The 18,343-nt window shown below is 44.0% G+C and carries 23 protein-coding genes; 16 read left to right on the forward strand and 7 right to left on the reverse strand.

Annotation, left to right across the window (positions count from 1 at the left end; translation table 11 throughout):
• Window positions 1–105 precede the first annotated feature (105 nt).
• The 5 genes from nudC to ACLD71_RS08180 all read left to right on the forward strand — a co-directional run bounded on the left by nudC (window position 106) and on the right by ACLD71_RS08180 (window position 3,772).
• Window positions 106–900 (forward strand): NAD(+) diphosphatase, encoded by a 795-nt coding sequence (gene nudC, locus ACLD71_RS08160; RefSeq protein WP_411994103.1) that lies wholly within the window; start codon window positions 106–108, stop codon window positions 898–900.
• A gap of 105 nt (window positions 901–1,005) precedes the next feature.
• On the forward strand, window positions 1,006–2,070 hold the full coding sequence (gene hemE / locus ACLD71_RS08165; protein ID WP_411994105.1) for a uroporphyrinogen decarboxylase: 1,065 nt from the start codon (window positions 1,006–1,008) through the stop codon (window positions 2,068–2,070).
• 376 nt (window positions 2,071–2,446) lie between these two features.
• Window positions 2,447–3,232 (forward strand): sulfite exporter TauE/SafE family protein, encoded by a 786-nt coding sequence (locus ACLD71_RS08170; RefSeq protein WP_161985160.1) that lies wholly within the window; start codon window positions 2,447–2,449, stop codon window positions 3,230–3,232.
• 10 nt (window positions 3,233–3,242) lie between these two features.
• Window positions 3,243–3,572: a hypothetical protein gene (locus ACLD71_RS08175; protein WP_411994107.1), complete on the forward strand. Its 330-nt coding sequence runs from the start codon at window positions 3,243–3,245 to the stop codon at window positions 3,570–3,572.
• A gap of 26 nt (window positions 3,573–3,598) precedes the next feature.
• Window positions 3,599–3,772: a PLDc N-terminal domain-containing protein gene (locus tag ACLD71_RS08180; protein WP_303515879.1), complete on the forward strand. Its 174-nt coding sequence runs from the start codon at window positions 3,599–3,601 to the stop codon at window positions 3,770–3,772.
• Here ACLD71_RS08180 and ACLD71_RS08185 read toward each other — a convergent pair.
• Together ACLD71_RS08185 and ACLD71_RS08190 are read right to left on the reverse strand one after the other, a co-directional pair.
• The gene (locus ACLD71_RS08185; protein WP_411994109.1) at window positions 3,769–4,152 is read right to left on the reverse strand and encodes a TM2 domain-containing protein; all 384 of its coding nucleotides are present in this window, start codon (window positions 4,150–4,152) and stop codon (window positions 3,769–3,771) included. The two genes, ACLD71_RS08180 and ACLD71_RS08185, sit on opposite strands and share 4 nt — an antisense overlap.
• 3 nt (window positions 4,153–4,155) lie before the next feature.
• Window positions 4,156–4,368 carry a DUF4177 domain-containing protein gene (locus tag ACLD71_RS08190; protein ID WP_137673794.1) on the reverse strand — a complete coding sequence of 71 codons (213 nt, stop codon included), beginning with the start codon at window positions 4,366–4,368 and terminating at the stop codon, window positions 4,156–4,158.
• Window positions 4,369–4,629: 261 nt separating this feature from the next.
• On the opposite strand from ACLD71_RS08190, the gene ACLD71_RS08195 reads away from it, so the two are divergent.
• Window positions 4,630–4,869 (forward strand): TIGR02922 family protein, encoded by a 240-nt coding sequence (locus ACLD71_RS08195; protein WP_137673795.1) that lies wholly within the window; start codon window positions 4,630–4,632, stop codon window positions 4,867–4,869.
• Window positions 4,870–4,900: 31 nt separating this feature from the next.
• Here the strand turns inward: ACLD71_RS08195 and ACLD71_RS08200 are convergent, their stop codons facing one another.
• Window positions 4,901–5,833 (reverse strand): D-2-hydroxyacid dehydrogenase, encoded by a 933-nt coding sequence (locus tag ACLD71_RS08200; protein ID WP_411994111.1) that lies wholly within the window; start codon window positions 5,831–5,833, stop codon window positions 4,901–4,903.
• A gap of 121 nt (window positions 5,834–5,954) precedes the next feature.
• Here ACLD71_RS08200 and ACLD71_RS08205 point away from each other — a divergent pair, with 121 nt between their 5' ends.
• From ACLD71_RS08205 to ACLD71_RS08215, 3 genes are all read left to right on the forward strand, one after another.
• Entirely contained in the window at window positions 5,955–6,539 is a 585-nt protein-coding gene (locus tag ACLD71_RS08205) for a YjaG family protein (protein WP_303515871.1), read from the forward strand.
• Between the two features lie 167 nt (window positions 6,540–6,706).
• Window positions 6,707–6,979, forward strand: coding sequence for a nucleoid-associated protein HU-alpha (hupA, locus tag ACLD71_RS08210; protein WP_137673798.1), 273 nt, complete (start codon window positions 6,707–6,709; stop codon window positions 6,977–6,979).
• Window positions 6,980–7,137: 158 nt separating this feature from the next.
• On the forward strand, window positions 7,138–7,491 hold the full coding sequence (locus ACLD71_RS08215; protein WP_411994114.1) for a sirohydrochlorin chelatase: 354 nt from the start codon (window positions 7,138–7,140) through the stop codon (window positions 7,489–7,491).
• On the opposite strand, the gene ACLD71_RS08220 is transcribed toward ACLD71_RS08215, so the two are convergent.
• Window positions 7,488–7,910 carry a hypothetical protein gene (locus tag ACLD71_RS08220; RefSeq protein WP_303515861.1) on the reverse strand — a complete coding sequence of 141 codons (423 nt, stop codon included), beginning with the start codon at window positions 7,908–7,910 and terminating at the stop codon, window positions 7,488–7,490. The genes ACLD71_RS08215 and ACLD71_RS08220 overlap by 4 nt on opposite strands.
• Window positions 7,911–8,185: 275 nt before the next feature.
• On the opposite strand from ACLD71_RS08220, the gene ACLD71_RS08225 reads away from it, so the two are divergent.
• Both ACLD71_RS08225 and ACLD71_RS08230 read left to right on the forward strand, forming a co-directional pair.
• On the forward strand, window positions 8,186–8,377 hold the full coding sequence (locus tag ACLD71_RS08225) for a hypothetical protein (protein WP_303515859.1): 192 nt from the start codon (window positions 8,186–8,188) through the stop codon (window positions 8,375–8,377).
• Window positions 8,378–8,477: 100 nt separating this feature from the next.
• Window positions 8,478–8,957 (forward strand): FKBP-type peptidyl-prolyl cis-trans isomerase, encoded by a 480-nt coding sequence (locus tag ACLD71_RS08230; protein ID WP_137673802.1) that lies wholly within the window; start codon window positions 8,478–8,480, stop codon window positions 8,955–8,957.
• Window positions 8,958–8,998: 41 nt separating this feature from the next.
• Here the strand turns inward: ACLD71_RS08230 and leuA are convergent, their stop codons facing one another.
• Together leuA and ACLD71_RS08240 are read right to left on the reverse strand one after the other, a co-directional pair.
• The gene (gene leuA, locus ACLD71_RS08235; RefSeq protein ID WP_411994116.1) at window positions 8,999–10,672 is read right to left on the reverse strand and encodes a 2-isopropylmalate synthase; all 1,674 of its coding nucleotides are present in this window, start codon (window positions 10,670–10,672) and stop codon (window positions 8,999–9,001) included.
• Window positions 10,673–10,954: 282 nt separating this feature from the next.
• Window positions 10,955–12,058, reverse strand: coding sequence for an ABC transporter ATP-binding protein (locus tag ACLD71_RS08240; RefSeq protein WP_137673804.1), 1,104 nt, complete (start codon window positions 12,056–12,058; stop codon window positions 10,955–10,957).
• A gap of 259 nt (window positions 12,059–12,317) precedes the next feature.
• On the opposite strand from ACLD71_RS08240, the gene ACLD71_RS08245 reads away from it, so the two are divergent.
• From ACLD71_RS08245 to ACLD71_RS08255, 3 genes are all read left to right on the forward strand, one after another.
• Window positions 12,318–13,250 (forward strand): carbohydrate ABC transporter permease, encoded by a 933-nt coding sequence (locus tag ACLD71_RS08245; RefSeq protein ID WP_174235951.1) that lies wholly within the window; start codon window positions 12,318–12,320, stop codon window positions 13,248–13,250.
• A complete protein-coding gene (locus tag ACLD71_RS08250; protein ID WP_137673805.1) occupies window positions 13,250–14,101 on the forward strand; it encodes a carbohydrate ABC transporter permease in 852 nt (283 codons plus the stop codon). The genes ACLD71_RS08245 and ACLD71_RS08250 overlap by 1 nt, the downstream gene beginning before the upstream one ends.
• 70 nt (window positions 14,102–14,171) lie before the next feature.
• Window positions 14,172–15,401 (forward strand): ABC transporter substrate-binding protein, encoded by a 1,230-nt coding sequence (locus ACLD71_RS08255; protein ID WP_201798745.1) that lies wholly within the window; start codon window positions 14,172–14,174, stop codon window positions 15,399–15,401.
• 66 nt (window positions 15,402–15,467) lie between these two features.
• On the opposite strand, the gene ACLD71_RS08260 is transcribed toward ACLD71_RS08255, so the two are convergent.
• Window positions 15,468–16,007 carry a YfaZ family outer membrane protein gene (locus tag ACLD71_RS08260; protein WP_137673806.1) on the reverse strand — a complete coding sequence of 180 codons (540 nt, stop codon included), beginning with the start codon at window positions 16,005–16,007 and terminating at the stop codon, window positions 15,468–15,470.
• A gap of 280 nt (window positions 16,008–16,287) precedes the next feature.
• Between ACLD71_RS08260 and aqpZ the strand changes: the two genes are divergently transcribed.
• On the forward strand, window positions 16,288–16,986 hold the full coding sequence (gene aqpZ, locus ACLD71_RS08265) for an aquaporin Z (protein WP_137673807.1): 699 nt from the start codon (window positions 16,288–16,290) through the stop codon (window positions 16,984–16,986).
• Between the two features lie 245 nt (window positions 16,987–17,231).
• On the forward strand, window positions 17,232–18,302 hold the full coding sequence (locus tag ACLD71_RS08270; RefSeq protein WP_411994120.1) for a TRAP transporter substrate-binding protein: 1,071 nt from the start codon (window positions 17,232–17,234) through the stop codon (window positions 18,300–18,302).
• The last annotated feature ends 41 nt before the right edge of the window (window positions 18,303–18,343 follow it).

Here is an 18,343-nt window from a genome sequence, read left to right on the forward strand (position 1 = left end):
TGAGGCGTGGCTAAACATTTGTCAGTCGTGAAAAGCTTGTTATGTAGTGTAAGCTTGGTCATTATTTGCCTATTGAGCAAGCTCGCGTTATAGAAAGGATGAAGTGTGAGTAAACAATTTGGCTGGTGGTTTTTTACCTGCGGCAACCAGGTATTAGTGATCCCTCAAGGTGAGCGTATTCCTTACGGTGATATTGAAGACCTACCTTTACCCGAGTTAGATTTTACCCAAGTTGAACGCTTTGCCAGTTATAAAGGCGAGGCATGTTTGCGTTTGGAGTTGAGCGAAGCAATTGATTTGGGCATGGGTGAGTGGATTGATTTACGCAGCAGTATGTCGGTACTCACTGGCCCGCTCTTTAACTTGGTAGGAAAAGCGCAACAGTTTGCGTTGTTTCTTAAAACTCATCGTTTTTGTGGCAGTTGTGGTGAAGCCCTAGAACGGGTGGACTGGGAGTTGGCCATGCAATGTGGCCATTGCGGCTTTAGAGCGTACCCACGAATTTCGCCCAGCATTATTGTGTTAATTAGTGATGGCCGCAAAGTGCTGTTAGCTAACCATCGTCGCCATCAAAAGCAAGAGCAACCGATATACACTGCCATTGCTGGCTTTGTTGAAGCGGGAGAAACGCTTGAACAAACCGTGCATAGAGAAGTGCATGAAGAAACCGGTATTAGGGTTAAAAATGTGAGTTACTGGCGGAGCCAGCCTTGGGCGTTTCCCCATTCAATTATGGCCGCTTATTTTGCCGAATATGACACTGGAGAGGTGAATATTGACCGTCGCGAACTGGCCGATGCGCAGTGGTTTGATTACAGCAATCTGCCTCACCTTCCGCCAACTGGCACGATTGCCCGCGATATGATTAATCACTGGCTTGGACAAAAAACTAACGAATAATTATGGGGCCTTACATAAACTGTTCAGGCTTAGTTATAAGGCTTGAGTTGTTAAGGCAGCTAGTTACAATGCACTAGCTAAAATTTTAGATAATCGGGAAAGTTAATGTCGGAACTTAAAAACGATCGCTATTTGCGCGCACTGTTAAAGCAGCCTGTAGACGTAACACCAGTATGGATGATGCGCCAAGCGGGTCGCTATTTGCCTGAGTATCGAGCTGTACGCAAAGATGCAGGTGATTTTATGTCGGTGTGTCGTGATGCTGACTTGGCTTGTGAAGTAACCTTGCAGCCACTGCGTCGTTTTAAGCTTGACGCGGCTATTTTGTTTTCCGACATTCTTACTATTCCTGACGCTATGGGTTTAGGTTTGTATTTCTCTACAGGAGAAGGCCCAAAGTTTGAACGCCCAGTGACCAGCAGGGCACAAGTTGAATCCTTAGGTGTGCCAGATCCAGAGCAAGAGCTGGGTTATGTAATGAATGCCGTTCGCACTATTAAGCGAGAGCTGAAAGGCGAAGTACCGCTGATTGGCTTTTCTGGTAGCCCTTGGACTTTGGCAACTTATATGGTTGAAGGCGGCACGACTAAGTCGTTTGCTGGTATTAAAAAAATGGCCTTTAGCGAGCCGCAAACTCTGCACTTGTTACTCGATAAACTAGCTGAATCAGTCATCTTGTATTTAAACGCGCAAATCGCTGCTGGTGCTCAGTCGGTGATGTTGTTTGATACTTGGGGTGGGGTATTATCGCCACGCGATTACAACGAGTTCTCGTTGCGCTACATGCACAAAATTGTTGATGGCTTAACCCGTAAAGCCGATGGCCAAACTGTGCCAGTGACTTTATTCACCAAAAACGGTGGCCAGTGGTTAGAGCAAATCGCTGCTACGGGTTGTGATGCAGTAGGCTTAGATTGGACCATTAATATTGCTGAAGCGAAAAAACGCATTGGCGACAAAGTGGCCTTGCAAGGCAACATGGATCCCTCAATGTTGTATGCGCCAGTAGGGCGTATTCGTGAAGAAGTCGCCACTATTCTTGAAGGTTTTGGTGAAGGCAATGGCCACGTATTTAACTTAGGCCATGGCATTCACCCAGACGTAAACCCCGAGCATGCGGGTGCCTTTATTGATGCTGTTCATGAATTAAGCGCACCTTATCATAAGTAGCGTTAATATCTGCCTACTTCACATATAACAAAGTTAAATAACACGTATTAACTATACGGCGTGTTATTTAACTGAATCACCCTCGCTATTGCTCTCAGCTTTGATATAGTAAAGTACTTAGAACTCTTTACGGATGAAGTTCATTTTTGGCCGTAACTGAGAGCTTGTTGTTATGAAATCCCCTTTGCAAATAGGCATAGTGTTTATTCTTGTGCTGATAATGGTTGTTACCTATAAGCTAAAAAGTGTAGGTGAACCTAACGTTCTTCCTTATCTTTCTTATCATACCCTCAACGGTAAAACAGAAGTGCTTGCGCAACAGCTAGTCATCCCGCAGACTGAGCACACTAGATAATCGAATTTTCTATTTATCGTTATGATGTTTCTTAGTTTTTTACTTATTGGTGCCGCGGCAGGTTTAATGTCGGGGTTATTTGGTATTGGTGGCGGTTTAGTCATTGTGCCGGTGCTAATTGGTAGCTTTGGAGCCATGGGTTTTGCCAGTGAATCGGCGATTCACCTAGCCATTGGCACGTCATTAGCCTCGATTATTATCACAGCTAGTAGCGCCAGCTACGCCCATTATTGTCGTGGCTCAATTGATTGGAATATTGTGAAACGCTTGGGTGGCGGCATAGTGTTTGGATCGATGCTTGGTGCTTGGGTGGCCACTCGCTTACATGCCGATCACTTAACTAACTATTTTGCTGGTTTCTTACTGGTTATGGCGCTGTATATGGCGTTTGGTAGAACGCCTAAAGCTCAACGCAGTTTGCCGGGGCCCACTGGCACCAGTTTATTAGGTGCTATTGTGGGCTGTATCTCTGCCATGTTTGGCATTGGCGGCGGTACCATTACTTTTCCTAGTTTGAGTTGGTATGGCGTATCAGCCCCCAAAGCTGTTGCTATTTCGGCAGTATGTGGTTTACCGATTGCGTTAGTGGGCACTGTTGCATATATCTATAATGGTTGGCATGAAGCCGACTTACCGGCCTGGAGTTTGGGTTATGTTTATTTGCCTGCATGGTTAGGCATTGTGCTTACCAGCTCCATATTTGCCCGTTTAGGTAGTCGCTTAGCTTATCGTTTGCCCGCCAAACGGCTTAAGCAAGCATTTGCCTTGTTGCTATTGGTAATGGCCATTAAGTTATTGATTGAGTAGGAGAGGTTTGATGAAAAAGTTTTTATTCTCGGCAGTTCTGATTGCTTGGTTTTCTAGTGCTGCAGCGTTTGCTGCAACCCCTGTTTCAGAGAAGCAATTAGGCGAAGTGCTGGTGGAATCGCGTAATCAGCTTTACCAAGCAGAACCTGGCCAAGCCAGTGATTATTCACGTTTAGTGGCATATGGCTTAGATACTCGCTACGGGGTATTTGTGCGTAGTTGGTTGTATTTTGAGCTGCAAATGGCCACTCAACAAATAAGTTTGCAACCAGATAACGAATTAGCAAAAAGCCGTCAGAGCATTCTGTTTAACCTGCGTCGCCAAATTGATTTAGAATAGGCAAAATTTTTTAACGAGGAGTAACAATGTCTCTGTCATTGTTGTTAGCCATTGTGATTTTAGTTGGCGATATATTCGCCATAGTGAAGATTTTAAACAGCAGTGCGGAAATTGGCCGTAAATATCTTTGGATATTTTTAATCTGCTTACTGCCACTAGCTGGCATTGTATTGTGGCTATTTAAAGGGCCCAAAAACTAGGGCTCTTTTAGTTGTTTAAGTAAGGCCTGCATTTTTTGGTTATTGTGCTGCAGCACCATTAACTCTGAACGAAACAGTGCGGGCAGTTCGACCACGGTGATTGCGATTAACATCGCTAAACCCCATTGCCAAACGCCACCTAGCATTAACAATAGAGCCACCAGTGAAATGCCAAGATTGAGCAAACCTCGTAGCCACTTAGCTAGATAAAAATGGTGCAATCCCGCGAGCATCCAATAGTTAAGCACAGCGTAGCTATCTGGGTCTTTTACTTGTTTTTGCCAAGCATGATGAAACTGCTTACGTTGCTCGTCAGGCAGCTCTCTCACCGATAAACGCAGCTGTTCTTGCTGCTGTTCTAATTGCTCGCGGTTTAACATGGTTTAACGCCCCAGAGTCACAATTACCGTTTCGCGACTCCAAAATAACCAGAAACGACGATTTTCAATCACTTGAAATACCAGCTGCCAACCATCGCTAGCTTCTTTGTTCAAGCTTGCTTCTACTTTTTGCAAAGGCATGCCTGATGCACCTAGAAACAAGGTGCCTAAAGCCCCTTCGGTAATTGCGATTACTTTGTACTCTTTGTAAGCCATGTTGCTCTCATTCTCTAATAACAGTTGTTCGACTATAAGCTATGCTTAAAAGCAAAACCATCATTAAGCGCAATTCAAAAGCTATGCTACTTTTAAATACATAGCGGTGGTTTTTGTAATCAAATAGTCTTTAGAGACAAAAGCTTATTGCTTGTTACAGGCTTAATACAGAGCGTTTGATGTTTATGTGAGCCAAACTTGCTATTTGCTAGTGAGTTTGTTGGTATGTTTAAGTTGATGGGTAAGCGTTAGGGAACAGCTATGAAAGTAACCATGCTTTACTATGATGAAGATAATCCACTGTTGTTACAGCAACAGGTACTGTCTGAGCTGAGTCAAAGTAGCAAAGGCCGGGTCATTATCCCTAATGAAGATAAACTAGGAAAAATCATCATTGCCATTTTAGATGGAGAGGTGAAAGTTCTTAACTCCTTAGGTGACCGCGCATTTGCCGCCTTTGATTTAGAAAAGCAAATCGCCTTTGAAGGCGACGCAGATTAATCTCTCAAGGCAGCGAATCGTTCGCTGCCTGTTAATAACCTTTCGCAAAATCCACTTTATCTATCAAATCTTCTCCCTGTAAGTAACGACTTAAGTTGTCGGCAAACAATTGAATGATATCTGCTACCCGGCTAGGTGCCGAGATATGCGGAGTTATCATGCAGTTGGCTTGTTGCCATAAAGGATGGTCTTCTGGCAACGGCTCGGGGTTCGTGACATCGAGTATTGCCCGCGCTTTGGGCTTGGCTTGTAGAAACTGCAGTAAGGCTTGCTGGTTTAATGTTGCTCCTCGGCCTACATTAAAAAACACCACATCGTCGGCTAAGGCCGCAAAAAAATCTAGGTCTAGCAAACCTTGAGTCGCTTGGGTATTGGGTAATAACGCCACCACGACCTTGGCAGTCGCGCAGAGTTGTTGCTGCTGGGAAAACGTATGTACGTGGTCAAAGGCCGCTTTTGGCGAGCCGCTATGGCTTAATGCGACCGGCCGCATACCAAAGTGACGGGCCGTACCCGCGAGGTGTTGGCTGATATTGCCACTGCCAATACAGCAAAAGGTTTGTCCCTGTAAGCTATTGCTAGGCAGAGACTGCCACAAGGCTTGTTGGTGCTGGTTCCGATAGGCAAGGTGCTGCTGAGTGTGCGCAAGTAGATAAGAAAACACATACTCGCTCATTAAAGGACCAAAGGTGCCTCGGCTATTTGTGAGTAGGTAATGCTTAGGCAAATCTTCGGCGAGTAGGGCATCTATTCCTGCAAAGGTCGAGTGAAGCCATGCTAGGTTTGGCATGCGGTTAAGCACTTGGGCTGCATCACTGGGCGTAGCCAATAATACTTGGCTTTGCAGAGCCGTATCTGACAGCTCAGAGACATGTGACGCGAGGTGCCAATCACATTGAGGAAATTGTGGCTGAAGGGCCGCGGCATATTGTTGAGCCTGCGGGTTGATAATAGCGATCTGCATGTTGCACCTTAGTTCTTCGCAAACAAGAGTTAATTTAGCTAAGCGATTACGCTGGTGTTAAGCTGCATAACCTATTAGCCTTTCGATTATCTTAATCGTTTTATTTAGCGCGGAGCAAACAATGCTTACCCCATGTGATATCGACCGTTTAGCGCAGTTGTCTGCCAAACAACAATCTTTATATTGCCTAGCGCTGTTGCAAAGGATGTCGCCAAATTATTTGTTGTTTTGTCAGGCGGTAGAGCTTGAGCATGATGCCGACTTTAAAAAACTATTGGCGTTGTTTTGGGAAAGTGCCATGTACCCTAAAACTCGCATTAACTTTTCCGCGCAGCGAGAACGTTTTGAAGACCTGATCCCAGAGCCTCAAGATTACGATATGTACGGGGTATATCCAGCTTTAGATTGTTGCGTAGTGACAGAGTGTTTGTTTAGTGCTTTGTTAGAATCTACTGGCCAAGAAGCAGAGCAAGCTAGCCAAACCTCTTTAGCCAGCGTTTTAAGTTTTTTGGAGTTGCAGTTTGGTGAACAAAGCGAAGCTGAAATAATGCAGCAAGAATTAGTACAGCACGAAATGGCTTTTCAGAGTGCATTGTTGGATCTTGTTGACCAAGCAGATGGCGATAAAAACGCCATTCAAGCCTTGAAAACGCTGGCAGTGAACCAAGGTGTCAGCAATTTAGGTATCTGCTTAGAAAGCAATTAGTTCGGAATAAACGTCAAATACTGGGTGTTTTTGTGACTGTTTACGCATAAATTGGTTAAAGCCCCGCCAAACAAGGCTCTAAAGCAGAAAAACTCTTTGCGCGGGGTTTTTTTTTCTCTTAAAGTGAAGCTGGATTATTTAAAACGAACATAAAGGATTTAGACATTATGAACAAAACTGAACTAATTGATGCTATTGCTGAAAAAGCTGACCTATCAAAAGCTCAAGCAAAACTAGCATTGGAAACAACTTTAGGTGCGGTAACTGGTGCGCTTAAAGAAGGCGACCAAGTTCAGCTAATCGGCTTTGGTACATTCAAAGTTAATCATCGTGCAGCCCGCACTGGTCGCAATCCTCAGACTGGTGCTGAGATCCAAATTGCAGCAGCCAATGTACCTGCCTTTGTAGCTGGTAAAGCATTAAAAGACGCTGTTAAATAGTTTCTTTAATTAGCCTCTGCTTGCAGAGGCTAATTTTTCCTCTTTTGTTTCCTTCAGATTGTTTTTCCCATCTCCGGTTCGATTCAGTAAACTAAGTCTTCAATTAAGCTGCAAAGCGATCTGCTATTTCAGCCGTTCAATCGATCAGTAGGAAGAATATGAAAGCCTTATTGGTAGTGGCACACGGAAGCCGCCGTCCCCAATCAAATCAAGAAGTGGTCACTCTCGCCGAAACAATGGCAAACAAGTTGAGTGATTATCAGCAAGTGCACGCCGCGTTTTTGGAGTTAGTTGAGCCGAGTATTTCGCAAAAAATCGAGCAGTGTTATCAAACGGGGATCAGGCAAATCGTTATGTACCCGCATTTTCTGGCTGCGGGCACCCATGTTGTGAACGATTTGCCGAGAATAATTGAGCAAGCTAAGCAAGATTACCCTGATTTAGATATAGATCTGCAGCCCCATCTCGGTGGTTTTGATGGTTTAGCAGAGTTTATCTGCCAATCGCTTTAATCTAAGTCGCTAAAATCCCTTATGCGTCCTAGTAGCTGCGGTAAGTAATGCGGGTGAGCTAATTGCAATAAACCCTGCCAATTACGATAAGTGAGCGTTTCTTTGAGTAGTAGCATCACTTTAGTCAGTGGCGCATTACGCAGTAACTCTGGGCGATACAAGTAATCACCACCTTCTTGTACAAACCACGAGCTAGACTCAAAGTTTTCGAATAGGTGTTGACGCTCGGCAGTATCACGCAAAATTGAGAGTTGGTTTAAGGTGTCTAAAGATTGAATCTCTAGGCTTAAACTGGCTATTTCATTTAGATGCTGCTGGCTAGGCAAGCTGCGTAAAGAGAACAAGTGCTCCATTAGTGCTTGTGATGCATGGCTTGGTTCTGTAGGGGATGCATATTGAACAACATTATCTATACTCATCGGTCACCTCTTATTATTTCAACCTCCTTGTTGATTAATCTTTCGTCATATCTGATTGGATTCTGAACATATATGAAGGATTGGGCAAGCACCTCATGGTTATCACTGTTATTCAATTTATGAATTAGCGCATAGAGACTGAGCTGCTTACGTGATAGCCAAAAAGTAAATACGACTAAGGTCGTGCTGTAGAAAGCGATATCTTCAACTAGGCTGAATTCCTGTAACAATAAATCCGCATACTAATTAAAAAGCTAATTTGCAGGGAGAGCTGAATGCTAGCGTATGACATCAAGGAAGTTGAAATGGCAGTATTGCCATCACGACGACGCCGTAATCGACGAAATGCACTCACTAAGTCGGAAATGGATGTAAACGTTTCCACAAAGTCTAAAAGTAAATCTCAATGTGAGTTTGAAGCCAGTATCAACGATGAGTCGAACAGCCTGATACTGTTCCTTGATTAGCCAGCACATCACCCGCGTTTAGCTAAAACACCGCTAAGACTTGGCAAAGATAGTGGTTTCTGTTTTAGTGTTGCAACATTTAATGGTTTGAGAAAAGAACATGAAAGTTGCTAAAGATAGTGTTGTGCGTTTTGAGTACACCTTGCACGAAACAGACGGCCCAATGCTAGAAAGCACCCAACAAGATGCCGTGGCTTATCTACATGGACATAAAGCGATGATTCCCGCTATTGAAGCGGGCCTTGAAGGGAAAGAGGCCGGCGCAGAAATAGCGCTTAGTTTAGCCCCGGAAGACGGCTATGGCGTGCGTGACGAGAATGCAGTTGAACGTATTTCAGTTAAGCATTTACAAGGTGCTAAAAACTGGAAAGCGGGTATGCCTGCAGTGGTACAAACCGAGCAAGGCCCACGCCAAGTCACAGTGGTAAAAGTGGGCAAGTTTATGGCGACTATCGATACTAATCACCCTTATGCCGGGAAACACTTAGACTTTGCCATTAAGCTTGTAGAAGTGCGTGCTGCAACAGAAGAAGAACTGGCACATGGCCATGCTCATGGCGCTGGTGGTCATCAGCATTAATCAATAAACCAGCGCTGCCAAGCGCTGGTTTTAGTACTCAGTTATGCTGGCTCACCAATAGGTTGCTGGCATAACTCTTGGTTTAAAGCGCATAGTGTGGCTTTTAAACTTGCTGTTAGAATGTCTTTATCAATAGCTACACCTAGGTAGCGTTTGCCGGCGATTTTGGCTTGAATATAACAAACCGCTTCGGCTTCTGCGCCCTTACTCAAGGCATGTTCATTGTAATCTAACACTTCAATCTCAATATTGAACTGGTGAGCTAAGCCATTAACAAAGGCGGCTAATGCACCATTTCCGCTGGCCTTTATCTGAAACTGTTCTTGGTCACGCTGTAACAATACCTGTACTTGCTCTTGCTGCTCATAATTCACTTGGTAATTAACCAACTGATAAGCGTGTTGTTGCTGTAAATACTGGCGTTGAAATAGCTGCCAAATTTTGTCGGGGCTAATTTCTTCACCGCTTTGCTCGGCATCTTGCTGAACCAATGCGCTAAATTCGATAAGTGCCCAGCGTGGCAACTGAATACCATAGTCTTTATCTAAGATGTATGCGATGCCGCCTTTTCCGGATTGACTGTTAATACGGATCACTTCTTGATAATCACGGCCAAGGTCAGCTGGGTCGATGGGTAAATAGGCCACATCCCAGTGCTGTTCTGGCTGTTGAATATCCAAACATTTTTTAATTGCGTCTTGGTGGCTGCCAGAAAAGGCAGTAAATACCAACTCGCCCACGTAAGGGTGGCGTGGGTGCACCGGTAATTGGGTGCAAAACTTCACGACTTGTACAATTTCGTCTACATCGGCCAAGTTCAACTGCGGATCAATGCCCTGGCTATACAAGTTCATCGCCATGGTCACAATATCCATATTGCCGGTGCGCTCACCATTGCCTAACAAGGTGCCTTCTACCCGATCTGCGCCAGCCAATTGCCCTAATTCTGCTGCAGCAATGCCGCAACCTCTGTCGTTATGGGTATGCTGGCTAATGACTAAATCTTCGCGATGAGCGATGTGATGGATAAACCACTCTATTTGATCGGCATAAATGTTGGGGGTAGACATCTCCACAGTCGCTGGCAAATTCAAAATGATCTTTTGGCTGGCTTTAGGCCGCCATTCGGCAACCACGGCATTACAAATATCCACGGCAAAATCTAATTCTGTGCCAGTAAAACTCTCTGGAGAATACTGAAATTGCCAATTGGTGTCGGGATTGCAGTCTGCATGTTGTTGTAACTCACGTGCGCCTTTAACTGCTATTTCAATAATCCCGGCTTTATCTAGCTTAAACACTTTGTCGCGTTGCACTTTTGAGGTTGAGTTGTACAAGTGCACAATGGCATTTTTTGCCCCTTTTAAGGCTTCAAATGTCTTTGCAATCAAGGCTGGGCGGGCTTGGGTTAATACTTGAATTGAGGCATCGTCTGGGATTTGATTGGTTTCAATAAGCCAGCGAACAAAATCGTAATCAGTAGTAGATGCGGCAGGAAAGCCAACTTCTATTTGCTTAAAACCTAGCTTGATCAATAACGAGAATAAACGCTGTTTTTGCTCTACCGACATGGGTTCAATAAGGGCTTGGTTACCATCACGTAAATCTACGCTACACCACTGGGGGGCATGAGTAATGGTATTGCTTGGCCATTGTCGTTGAGGCAAAGCGACGGGTTTAAAGGCTTGGTATTTTGAGTGACTAAATTGAGGCATGCTAATTTCCTTGATTGCGAGCGTAAGTCATGGGTAAGTAAGGCGAATTGCCAGCCAACGCTTGCCTAGTGAATGCGCTGACTGCGGCTTAGTCGCAGGGTTTTGATTAACATGATTTTTCTCAACAAATGAACATGTTGAAAAGTATACGCAAAAACGAAGGGGGAGTGTTTGTTTAAATTGTTTATATTGAATGATAATGCGCAATCATTACTGTATAAAACTACTTAATGAGCAATGATTACGCGTTTTGTTCCGCTAGCGTGATATAGTCAACTAGCGTTACTTAATGGTTTTTTGGTAAACCCTTACCGCTTGTTCTGCTTCGTTAAACAAATAACACTCGTTTAGGTCACAGCTAAGGGTAATTTCAGTGTAACGGGGCACTTGGTGGTCACCGTTTACATGTACTTTGATTCCATCAATTTCGCCCAATTGACCAAACAAATAGGTGGCATTACCAAGGCGTTCGCTCACTTCACTTTGGAAAGCTAGCTTGAGTTCGCCGCTGTCATCTAAGCGCAAGTGCTCTGGGCGAATACCCAGTTGCAGTTTTTCACCTACTGTAACGCTGTTATCTCTCACCTCTATGTTAATTTGCTGGCCGTCTGGTAGCTCTATTGTTGCAGTATTCCCCTCTAATGCTTTTACGGTGCTTGGCATGAAGTTCATTTTTGGAGAGCCAATAAAGCCTGCCACAAACAAGTTCTCTGGGTAATTATAGAGCTCTAGTGGCGAACCTACCTGCTCAATATTACCAGCACGCAGTACCACAATTTTATCGGCTAAGGTCATCGCCTCTACTTGGTCGTGAGTTACATAGACCATGGTGGTTTGTAGTTCTTTGTGCAGTTTGGCAATTTGTAAACGCATCTCAACACGCAGCTCTGCGTCGAGGTTTGATAGTGGTTCATCAAACAGGAATACACGAGGGTCGCGAACAATGGCTCGGCCAATGGCAACTCGTTGGCGTTGGCCACCAGAGAGCTCTTTTGGTGTGCGTTGTAGTAAGTTTTCCATCTGCAGTGTTTTGGCTGCCATGGACACTTTTTTATCGATTTCAGCTTTGTCTACGCCATTCATTTTCATGCCAAAACCCATGTTCTCGGCTACGGTCATGTGGGGGTAAAGGGCGTATGATTGGAATACCATTGCCACGCCGCGCTCGGCCGGGTCAACTTGGTTAACTACTTGATTATCAATGCTTAGTTCGCCGTCGGAGATATCCTCCAAGCCGGCAATCATCCGCAGTAGGGTAGACTTACCACAACCCGATGGGCCAACAAACACGACAAACTCTCCGTGGTTGATGTCTAGGTCTACGCCGTGAATTGTTTCTACTTTGGCATAGCGTTTAACTAAGCCCTTTAGTGTGATATCTGCCATTTTCTATCCCTATCATTGGTCACTTATAATTCTAGCAACTGAACAAGTATGATGTTGATCATAGTTCGTTACTTTACCTTAACAATTGCTTGGTGAAAACGTTTACTTGTCACAATATTTGATCTAAGTTTGATAATAACGATAGATACTAGAACGCTCGAAAGGGCGGTGAAACTTGCTGAAATGCGATGCGTATCAACAGAAATCTGCTATTTATAGCTATATTACTGGATACCGGCAGGCAAATAAGGAACATGGAATGGCGTCGAGTTCTTCAAATAAATCTCAGAAAAATGCCGTAAATACGGCGTCTGAGTTAGTGTCGGGTAAACGATTACGCGCTAGTGACGTAGCACCTTGGATGTTTTTAGGTCCAGCGTTAATCATCTTTTCAATTTATGTTTTGTTTCCAGTACTGGACAGCATATGGCTCAGCTTTTTTGAGTGGGATGGTTTGGGCGAGAAAACCTTTATTGGTTTTGGAAACTATGTAGAGCTGTTTGACAGCGACCAATTTTGGACAGCCTTAACCAACAACATATTATGGATGGTGTTGTTTATGCTGGCGCCACCGATGGGGTTAGCAATCGCCCTGTTCTTGAATCAACAGGTATACGGAATACGCTTAGTTAAAGCTTTATTCTTTTTCCCTTTTGTTATCTCACAAGTGGTAGTGGGTTTAGTTTTCTCTTGGTTCTACGACCCGAGTTTTGGCGTACTAAATAGCGTTATTAGCTTCCTCGGTGGTGACCCCATTTCTATTCTCGCCGATGAAGATTTGGTGACCTACGGCATTATTGCTGCGGGTTTATGGCCACAAATTGCCTACTGTATGATTTTGTACCTCACCGGCTTAAACAATCTTAACCACGAACAGCTTGAAGCCGCCCGTTTAGATAACGCCAAAGGCTTTAAAATGCTTTGGTACATCGTATTGCCTCAGCTAAGGCCCGCGACATTTATTGCCATTGTTGTCACAGTGATTGGTGCGCTACGTTCGTTCGACTTAGTGGCCACCATGACCGCTGGCGGACCATGGGGAAGCTCAACCGTACTGGCATACATGATGTACGAAGAATCTATTTTCAACTATCGCATGGGTTACGGTGCTGCGGTGGCTGTAGTGCTATTTTTAATTATGGATATCTATATCGCTTACTTCTTGTGGCGGATGATAAGGAGTGAGAAATAATGTACCCACGTCCTATAGAAAAGGCCTCTGCCTTTACCAATATTAGTTACCGAGTCGCTCTACCTATTTCGATAGTGCTATGGCTACTGCCGTTAATTGCTGTAATGGCAACGTCGGTGCGCTCACTGGATGACATTAACCAAGGTAATTACTGGGGCTGGCCAAGCGAGTGGATGTTGATTGAAAACTATACGCAAGTTTTTACATCAACCCCGATGTTTCAGTATCTGTTGAATAGTTTAATCATTACTTTACCTGCAGTAGCTGGCTGTGTGGCCTTGTCGACCATGGCTGGCTTTGCGCTGGCTAAGTACAACTTTAAAGCCAACATTTGGATCTTTGCTACTTTTATTGCAGGTAACTTTGTTCCGTTTCAGATCTTAATGATTCCGGTGCGAGACCTCACGATTCAGTTTGGTTTGTACGATACTCACTGGGCATTGATTTTGTTTCATATTGCCTTCCAAACCGGCTTTTGTACGCTGTTTATGCGTAACTTTATTGTTGGTTTACCAACCGAACTGATTGAATCTGCGCGGGTTGAAGGCGTTAGTGAGTTTAAGATTTTCTGGCATATTGTATTGCCGCTAGTTAAACCGGCAACAGCCGCGTTAGCAGTATTAGTATTTACCTTTATTTGGAATGACTTTTTCTGGGCCTTGGTATTGGTACAAAGCGATGAAGTTCGCCCCGTTACCGCTGGCCTCAGTGCGTTGCAAGGACAATGGTTGGCATCTTGGCAGTTGATATCAGCCGGTGCAGTAGTTGCGGCCTTACCTCCGGTCATACTATTTTTTACCATGCAACGTCATTTTATTGCTGGGTTGACTCTAGGGGCAACCAAAGGCTAAACGCACCCTCAAGCAATAATGAGGGAAGTAATAAATCCTTCACAAGGACAACAAAAACTAAGGAATGTAAATGATGAGTAAACTAAAACAATGTGGTCAGGCGCTTGCGCTAGCTACTTTAATCAGTGGTTATGCCAATGCTGGTACGCTGATTATTAACTCTGACGCTTCTGACCCTGCACCTAAAGCCGCATTTGCAGAAATCATTGCTGAATTTGAAAAAGAGTACCCAGACATTAAAGTGAAATACAATTTGTATGATCACGAAGCTTACAAAACCACTATCCGTAACTGGTTAGTGACGTCGCCGCCAGATGTTGTTCACTGGTATGCGGGTAACCGTATGAAGGCTTTTGTAGACAAAGGCTTATTTGAAGATGTGAGTGACATTTGGGAAGCCAACAATATGGCCTCAGATTTTGCTACCGCAGCTCCAGCTATGACCATTGACGGTAAGCAATGGGGTGTTCCTTACACCTACTACCAGTGGGGCATTTACTACCGTAAAGATATCTTCGAGAAGTACGACATCGAAGAACCTTACTTGTGGGAAGAGTTACTTGAAGCCTCTAAGATCCTAAAAGAAAATGGTGTTGCTCCCATCGCAATTGGTACCAAATACCTTTGGACTGCTGCAGGTTGGTTCGACTACATGAACTTGCGAGTAAATGGCTTAGATTTCCACATGGAGTTAATGGAAGGCAAGGTGCCTTACACTGATGCTCGTGTTGTGAAAACTATGAAGAAATGGCAAGAGATGATCGAGCCTGGTTACTTCCTAGAAAACCACGCTTCATACTCTTGGCAAGAAGCACAGCCGTTCTTATACAACGGTGATGCAGCCATGTACCTGATTGGCAACTTCATTACGCCTAACTTCCCAGAAGACATGAAAGATAAAATGGGCTTTTTCCAATTCCCTATTATCGACCCAACGGTAGGTGTGGCGGAAGATGCGCCAATGGATACTTTACATATTCCTGTAAAAGCGAAGAACAAAGAAGACGCCAGAAAATACCTAGCGTTTATGGCTCGTCCTGAGAACCAAACCAAAATCAATAAAGCCTTATTGCAAATTCCGCCTAACAAGAAGGCTAAAGCTGAAGATAATGAATTCTTGAATAAAGGTGTGGCTATGTTGGGATCTGCAGCAGGTACTGCTCAGTTCTATGACCGCGATACTGATCCTGCAATGGCCAAAGCCGGCATGAAAGGTTTCCAAGAGTTTATGGTTCACCCAGATCGTTTAGATAAGATATTGAAGGGCTTAGAAAAAACGCGTCAGCGTACATTTAAATAGTTTTACATTTCTTTTCCTTAAGAATATACCTCAATAAAAAGCCCTGTTTAACAGGGCTTTTTTTATTTAGAAATTAAAGGCTGCACCAATGTATAGGCCTTTAGTAAAATCTAAATCGGGTTCGTTGCTGTAACGAAACTGAATGGCGCGATAACCAAGGTAAACATCAGCTTGAGGCATAATCGAGTAAGCGATTTTGGCATCTAAATCGTAGTAGCGGTTTAACTCGCTGCTCGTTAACACTGACGGAGCGTAATAAGCACTCGCTGATACATTTAAGTTTTGTGCCACGGTAATTTTGTAATCACCACCAATTGCAAACGCGTGCGGATTTTCGCGGTTGTTTGCCCATAGCTTGGTAAACTTAGCGCCGATAGAAAACTTATGAATATCTTGTTGGTGAGTAGCCTTAATACCAAAATCTGCTAGATCACCCTCTGGACGAGAGTACATGTAGTTAGCGGACATCTCGGCACCAGGTGCGATGGCGGTTGAAAAGCCGGTCTCAAATACGTCGTTATTAAGGTCAAATTTAATTGAGCTAGCAAGGGCGGCGGTGCTACTCATTGCGAAAAGGCTCGCAACTAACAAAGAACGTTTAAACATAAGTTTCCTATATTGATGTTCATCCAGACTAAAACGCCGAGATTGTACCACTATTTTATTTAATTATCTGATAATTGCCTTTATTTTGAACGGATAAACTACTTGATCGACAATTAGTTGTTTAATCACAATTTAAGAGGGGCAAATTGCCGCTGAGCGAACTAGGGCATCACTAAAATTTCAGTTAAAAACACAGTGTGAATGGTGAGAGTAGCCTATAGTTAGGCTGCTACAACTTGTTGTTGTAATACTCATTAAATGTTTGAAAAGGAGAGCAAACATGCCATTGTTTAATCGTTTAATTGCCGAAGGGATTGGCACATTTTGGTTAGTGTTAGGGGGCTGTGGTAGTGCAGTATTAGCGGCTGCATTTCCTGAGGTAGGCATTGGTCTAGTCGGTGTGTCTATCGCTTTTGGTTTAACGGTACTGACTATGGCGTTTGCTATCGGCCATATTTCAGGTTGTCATTTAAACCCAGCAGTCACCATTGGTTTAATGGCTGCAGGGCGCTTCTCTAAGGTTGATGTATTCCCGTACATCTGTGCCCAGTTACTAGGCGGGTTTGTTGGCGCCATTATATTGTACTTAATTGCCAGTGGTAATGCTGATTACGACCTTGCAAGTCATGGATTAGCGAGTAATGGTTTTGATATGCACTCGCCAGGTGGTTATAGCCTAATTGCTGCATTAGTATGTGAAATAGTAATGACCTTTATGTTTTTGTTTATCATTTTGGGTGCTACGGATGAGCGCGCCCCTGCAGGCTTTGCCCCTATCGCCATTGGCTTAGGGTTAACCTTAATCCACCTCATCTCCATTCCGGTCACAAATACCTCGGTAAACCCGGCTCGGAGTACTGCTCCTGCCTTAATTGAAGGTGGTATTGCATTGGGTCAATTGTGGTTATTTTGGGTAGCTCCTATTATCGGTGCGGTATGCGCAGCGTTAATGTACAAGCAAATATCAGCTAAAAGCTAAGTGTATCGAACGAAGCCAGATCTTAAATAATGCTCTTCCTTATATAGAAGGAGAGCATTTTTATTTGGGCGTTTCAGCATTAAATCTCACTCCAAATACTTTCTCTTAAGCTGCTGACTAAACGTTGGTTTTAGCCTTGCCACGGGTCTGTTACTATTCTGTTAATGCATGCTAGTTGGCATTAGCTTCAGGCATTACACAACATAATAAAAAAAGATCTGTAACCTACATATAAGGACATACCAATGAGAAAGGGATTGCTGTGCTTTGCAGCATTGCTTACCAGCTGCTTAAGCTTGAGCGCTGTGGCTGCTGAAGGAAAAGTGTACAAACTTAAACTGGCGGAGTCTTGGCCGACCAAATTTCCTTTGCTAGATACTGGCGTTCAGCGCTTTGCAAAAATGGCTGAGGAAATGTCAGACGGTCGATTACAAATTCGGGTTGATTCTGCAAACAAACACAAAGCCGCTCTGGGTGTATTTGACTTGGTGAAAAGTGGTCAATACGACATGGGGCACTCGGCCTCCTACTATTATAAGGGCAAAGTGCCTAACACCATGTTTTTCACTACTATGCCATTTGGTATGACAGCCATGGAGCAACATGCTTGGTACGCATATGGTGGTGGTAAAGAGTTAATGGCCAAAGTTTACGAACCCCACAATTTGCTCACTTATCCTGGCGGTAATACCGGCGTGCAAATGGGCGGTTGGTTTCGTAATGAAATTAACAGAGTTGAAGACCTAAAAAATCTCAAAATGCGGATTCCTGGTTTTGCTGGGGAAGTGCTGGCTAAACTAGGAGCAACACCGGTTAATATTCCTCCTGCCGAGTTATATACAGCCTTGGAGCGAAATACCATTGATGCCTTGGAATGGGTGGGGCCTTCATTAGACTTACGCATGGGGTTTCATAAAATTGCACCTTATTACTACACCGGTTGGCATGAGCCAGGCTCAGAGAACATGTTCTTAATTAATAAGAAGAAGTTTGCAAAGCTGCCAAAAGATCTACAAGTGATATTGGAAACAGCAATGCGCGCAACAGCTTTTGATATTTACGTTGAAGCGACCGCTATGAGTACCAACAACTGGGCAACTATGCTGCAAGAGTACCCAGATATTAAAGTGCGCACTTTTCCTAAAGAAGTATTAGCAGCGCTTAAAAAAGCCAATGATGAGTTGTTGGCTGAGCACGCCACGCGTGACCCACTCGCTAAAGAGATTATTGAGTCACAGCAGGCATTCACTAAAAAAGCCCGCGCTTATACTTTAATTTCTGATTATGGCTACTTAGAAAGTACCAAAGATCTCTAAGCCGTGAAGGCTTTATAAAAAAAGCGGCTTCGGCCGCTTTT

This window comes from Agarivorans sp. DSG3-1 (assembly GCF_046774965.1).
Classification (GTDB): Bacteria; Pseudomonadota; Gammaproteobacteria; order Enterobacterales; family Celerinatantimonadaceae; genus Agarivorans.

What these genes read in the sequence shown, in the direction of transcription:
- hemE (WP_411994105.1), top strand. Translation starts at nt 1,006, where the DNA reads ATGTCGGAACTTAAAAACGATCGCTATTTGCGCGCACTGTTAAAGCAG.
- ACLD71_RS08170 (WP_161985160.1), top strand. Translation starts at nt 2,447, where the DNA reads ATGATGTTTCTTAGTTTTTTACTTATTGGTGCCGCGGCAGGTTTAATG.
- ACLD71_RS08175 (WP_411994107.1), top strand. Translation starts at nt 3,243, where the DNA reads ATGAAAAAGTTTTTATTCTCGGCAGTTCTGATTGCTTGGTTTTCTAGT.
- ACLD71_RS08180 (WP_303515879.1), top strand. Translation starts at nt 3,599, where the DNA reads ATGTCTCTGTCATTGTTGTTAGCCATTGTGATTTTAGTTGGCGATATA.
- ACLD71_RS08185 (WP_411994109.1), bottom strand. Translation starts at nt 4,152, where the DNA reads ATGTTAAACCGCGAGCAATTAGAACAGCAGCAAGAACAGCTGCGTTTA.
- ACLD71_RS08190 (WP_137673794.1), bottom strand. Translation starts at nt 4,368, where the DNA reads ATGGCTTACAAAGAGTACAAAGTAATCGCAATTACCGAAGGGGCTTTA.
- ACLD71_RS08195 (WP_137673795.1), top strand. Translation starts at nt 4,630, where the DNA reads ATGAAAGTAACCATGCTTTACTATGATGAAGATAATCCACTGTTGTTA.
- ACLD71_RS08200 (WP_411994111.1), bottom strand. Translation starts at nt 5,833, where the DNA reads ATGCAGATCGCTATTATCAACCCGCAGGCTCAACAATATGCCGCGGCC.
- ACLD71_RS08205 (WP_303515871.1), top strand. Translation starts at nt 5,955, where the DNA reads ATGCTTACCCCATGTGATATCGACCGTTTAGCGCAGTTGTCTGCCAAA.
- hupA (WP_137673798.1), top strand. Translation starts at nt 6,707, where the DNA reads ATGAACAAAACTGAACTAATTGATGCTATTGCTGAAAAAGCTGACCTA.
- ACLD71_RS08215 (WP_411994114.1), top strand. Translation starts at nt 7,138, where the DNA reads ATGAAAGCCTTATTGGTAGTGGCACACGGAAGCCGCCGTCCCCAATCA.
- ACLD71_RS08220 (WP_303515861.1), bottom strand. Translation starts at nt 7,910, where the DNA reads ATGAGTATAGATAATGTTGTTCAATATGCATCCCCTACAGAACCAAGC.
- ACLD71_RS08225 (WP_303515859.1), top strand. Translation starts at nt 8,186, where the DNA reads ATGCTAGCGTATGACATCAAGGAAGTTGAAATGGCAGTATTGCCATCA.
- ACLD71_RS08230 (WP_137673802.1), top strand. Translation starts at nt 8,478, where the DNA reads ATGAAAGTTGCTAAAGATAGTGTTGTGCGTTTTGAGTACACCTTGCAC.
- leuA (WP_411994116.1), bottom strand. Translation starts at nt 10,672, where the DNA reads ATGCCTCAATTTAGTCACTCAAAATACCAAGCCTTTAAACCCGTCGCT.
- ACLD71_RS08240 (WP_137673804.1), bottom strand. Translation starts at nt 12,058, where the DNA reads ATGGCAGATATCACACTAAAGGGCTTAGTTAAACGCTATGCCAAAGTA.
- ACLD71_RS08245 (WP_174235951.1), top strand. Translation starts at nt 12,318, where the DNA reads ATGGCGTCGAGTTCTTCAAATAAATCTCAGAAAAATGCCGTAAATACG.
- ACLD71_RS08250 (WP_137673805.1), top strand. Translation starts at nt 13,250, where the DNA reads ATGTACCCACGTCCTATAGAAAAGGCCTCTGCCTTTACCAATATTAGT.
- ACLD71_RS08255 (WP_201798745.1), top strand. Translation starts at nt 14,172, where the DNA reads ATGATGAGTAAACTAAAACAATGTGGTCAGGCGCTTGCGCTAGCTACT.
- ACLD71_RS08260 (WP_137673806.1), bottom strand. Translation starts at nt 16,007, where the DNA reads ATGTTTAAACGTTCTTTGTTAGTTGCGAGCCTTTTCGCAATGAGTAGC.
- aqpZ (WP_137673807.1), top strand. Translation starts at nt 16,288, where the DNA reads ATGCCATTGTTTAATCGTTTAATTGCCGAAGGGATTGGCACATTTTGG.
- ACLD71_RS08270 (WP_411994120.1), top strand. Translation starts at nt 17,232, where the DNA reads ATGAGAAAGGGATTGCTGTGCTTTGCAGCATTGCTTACCAGCTGCTTA.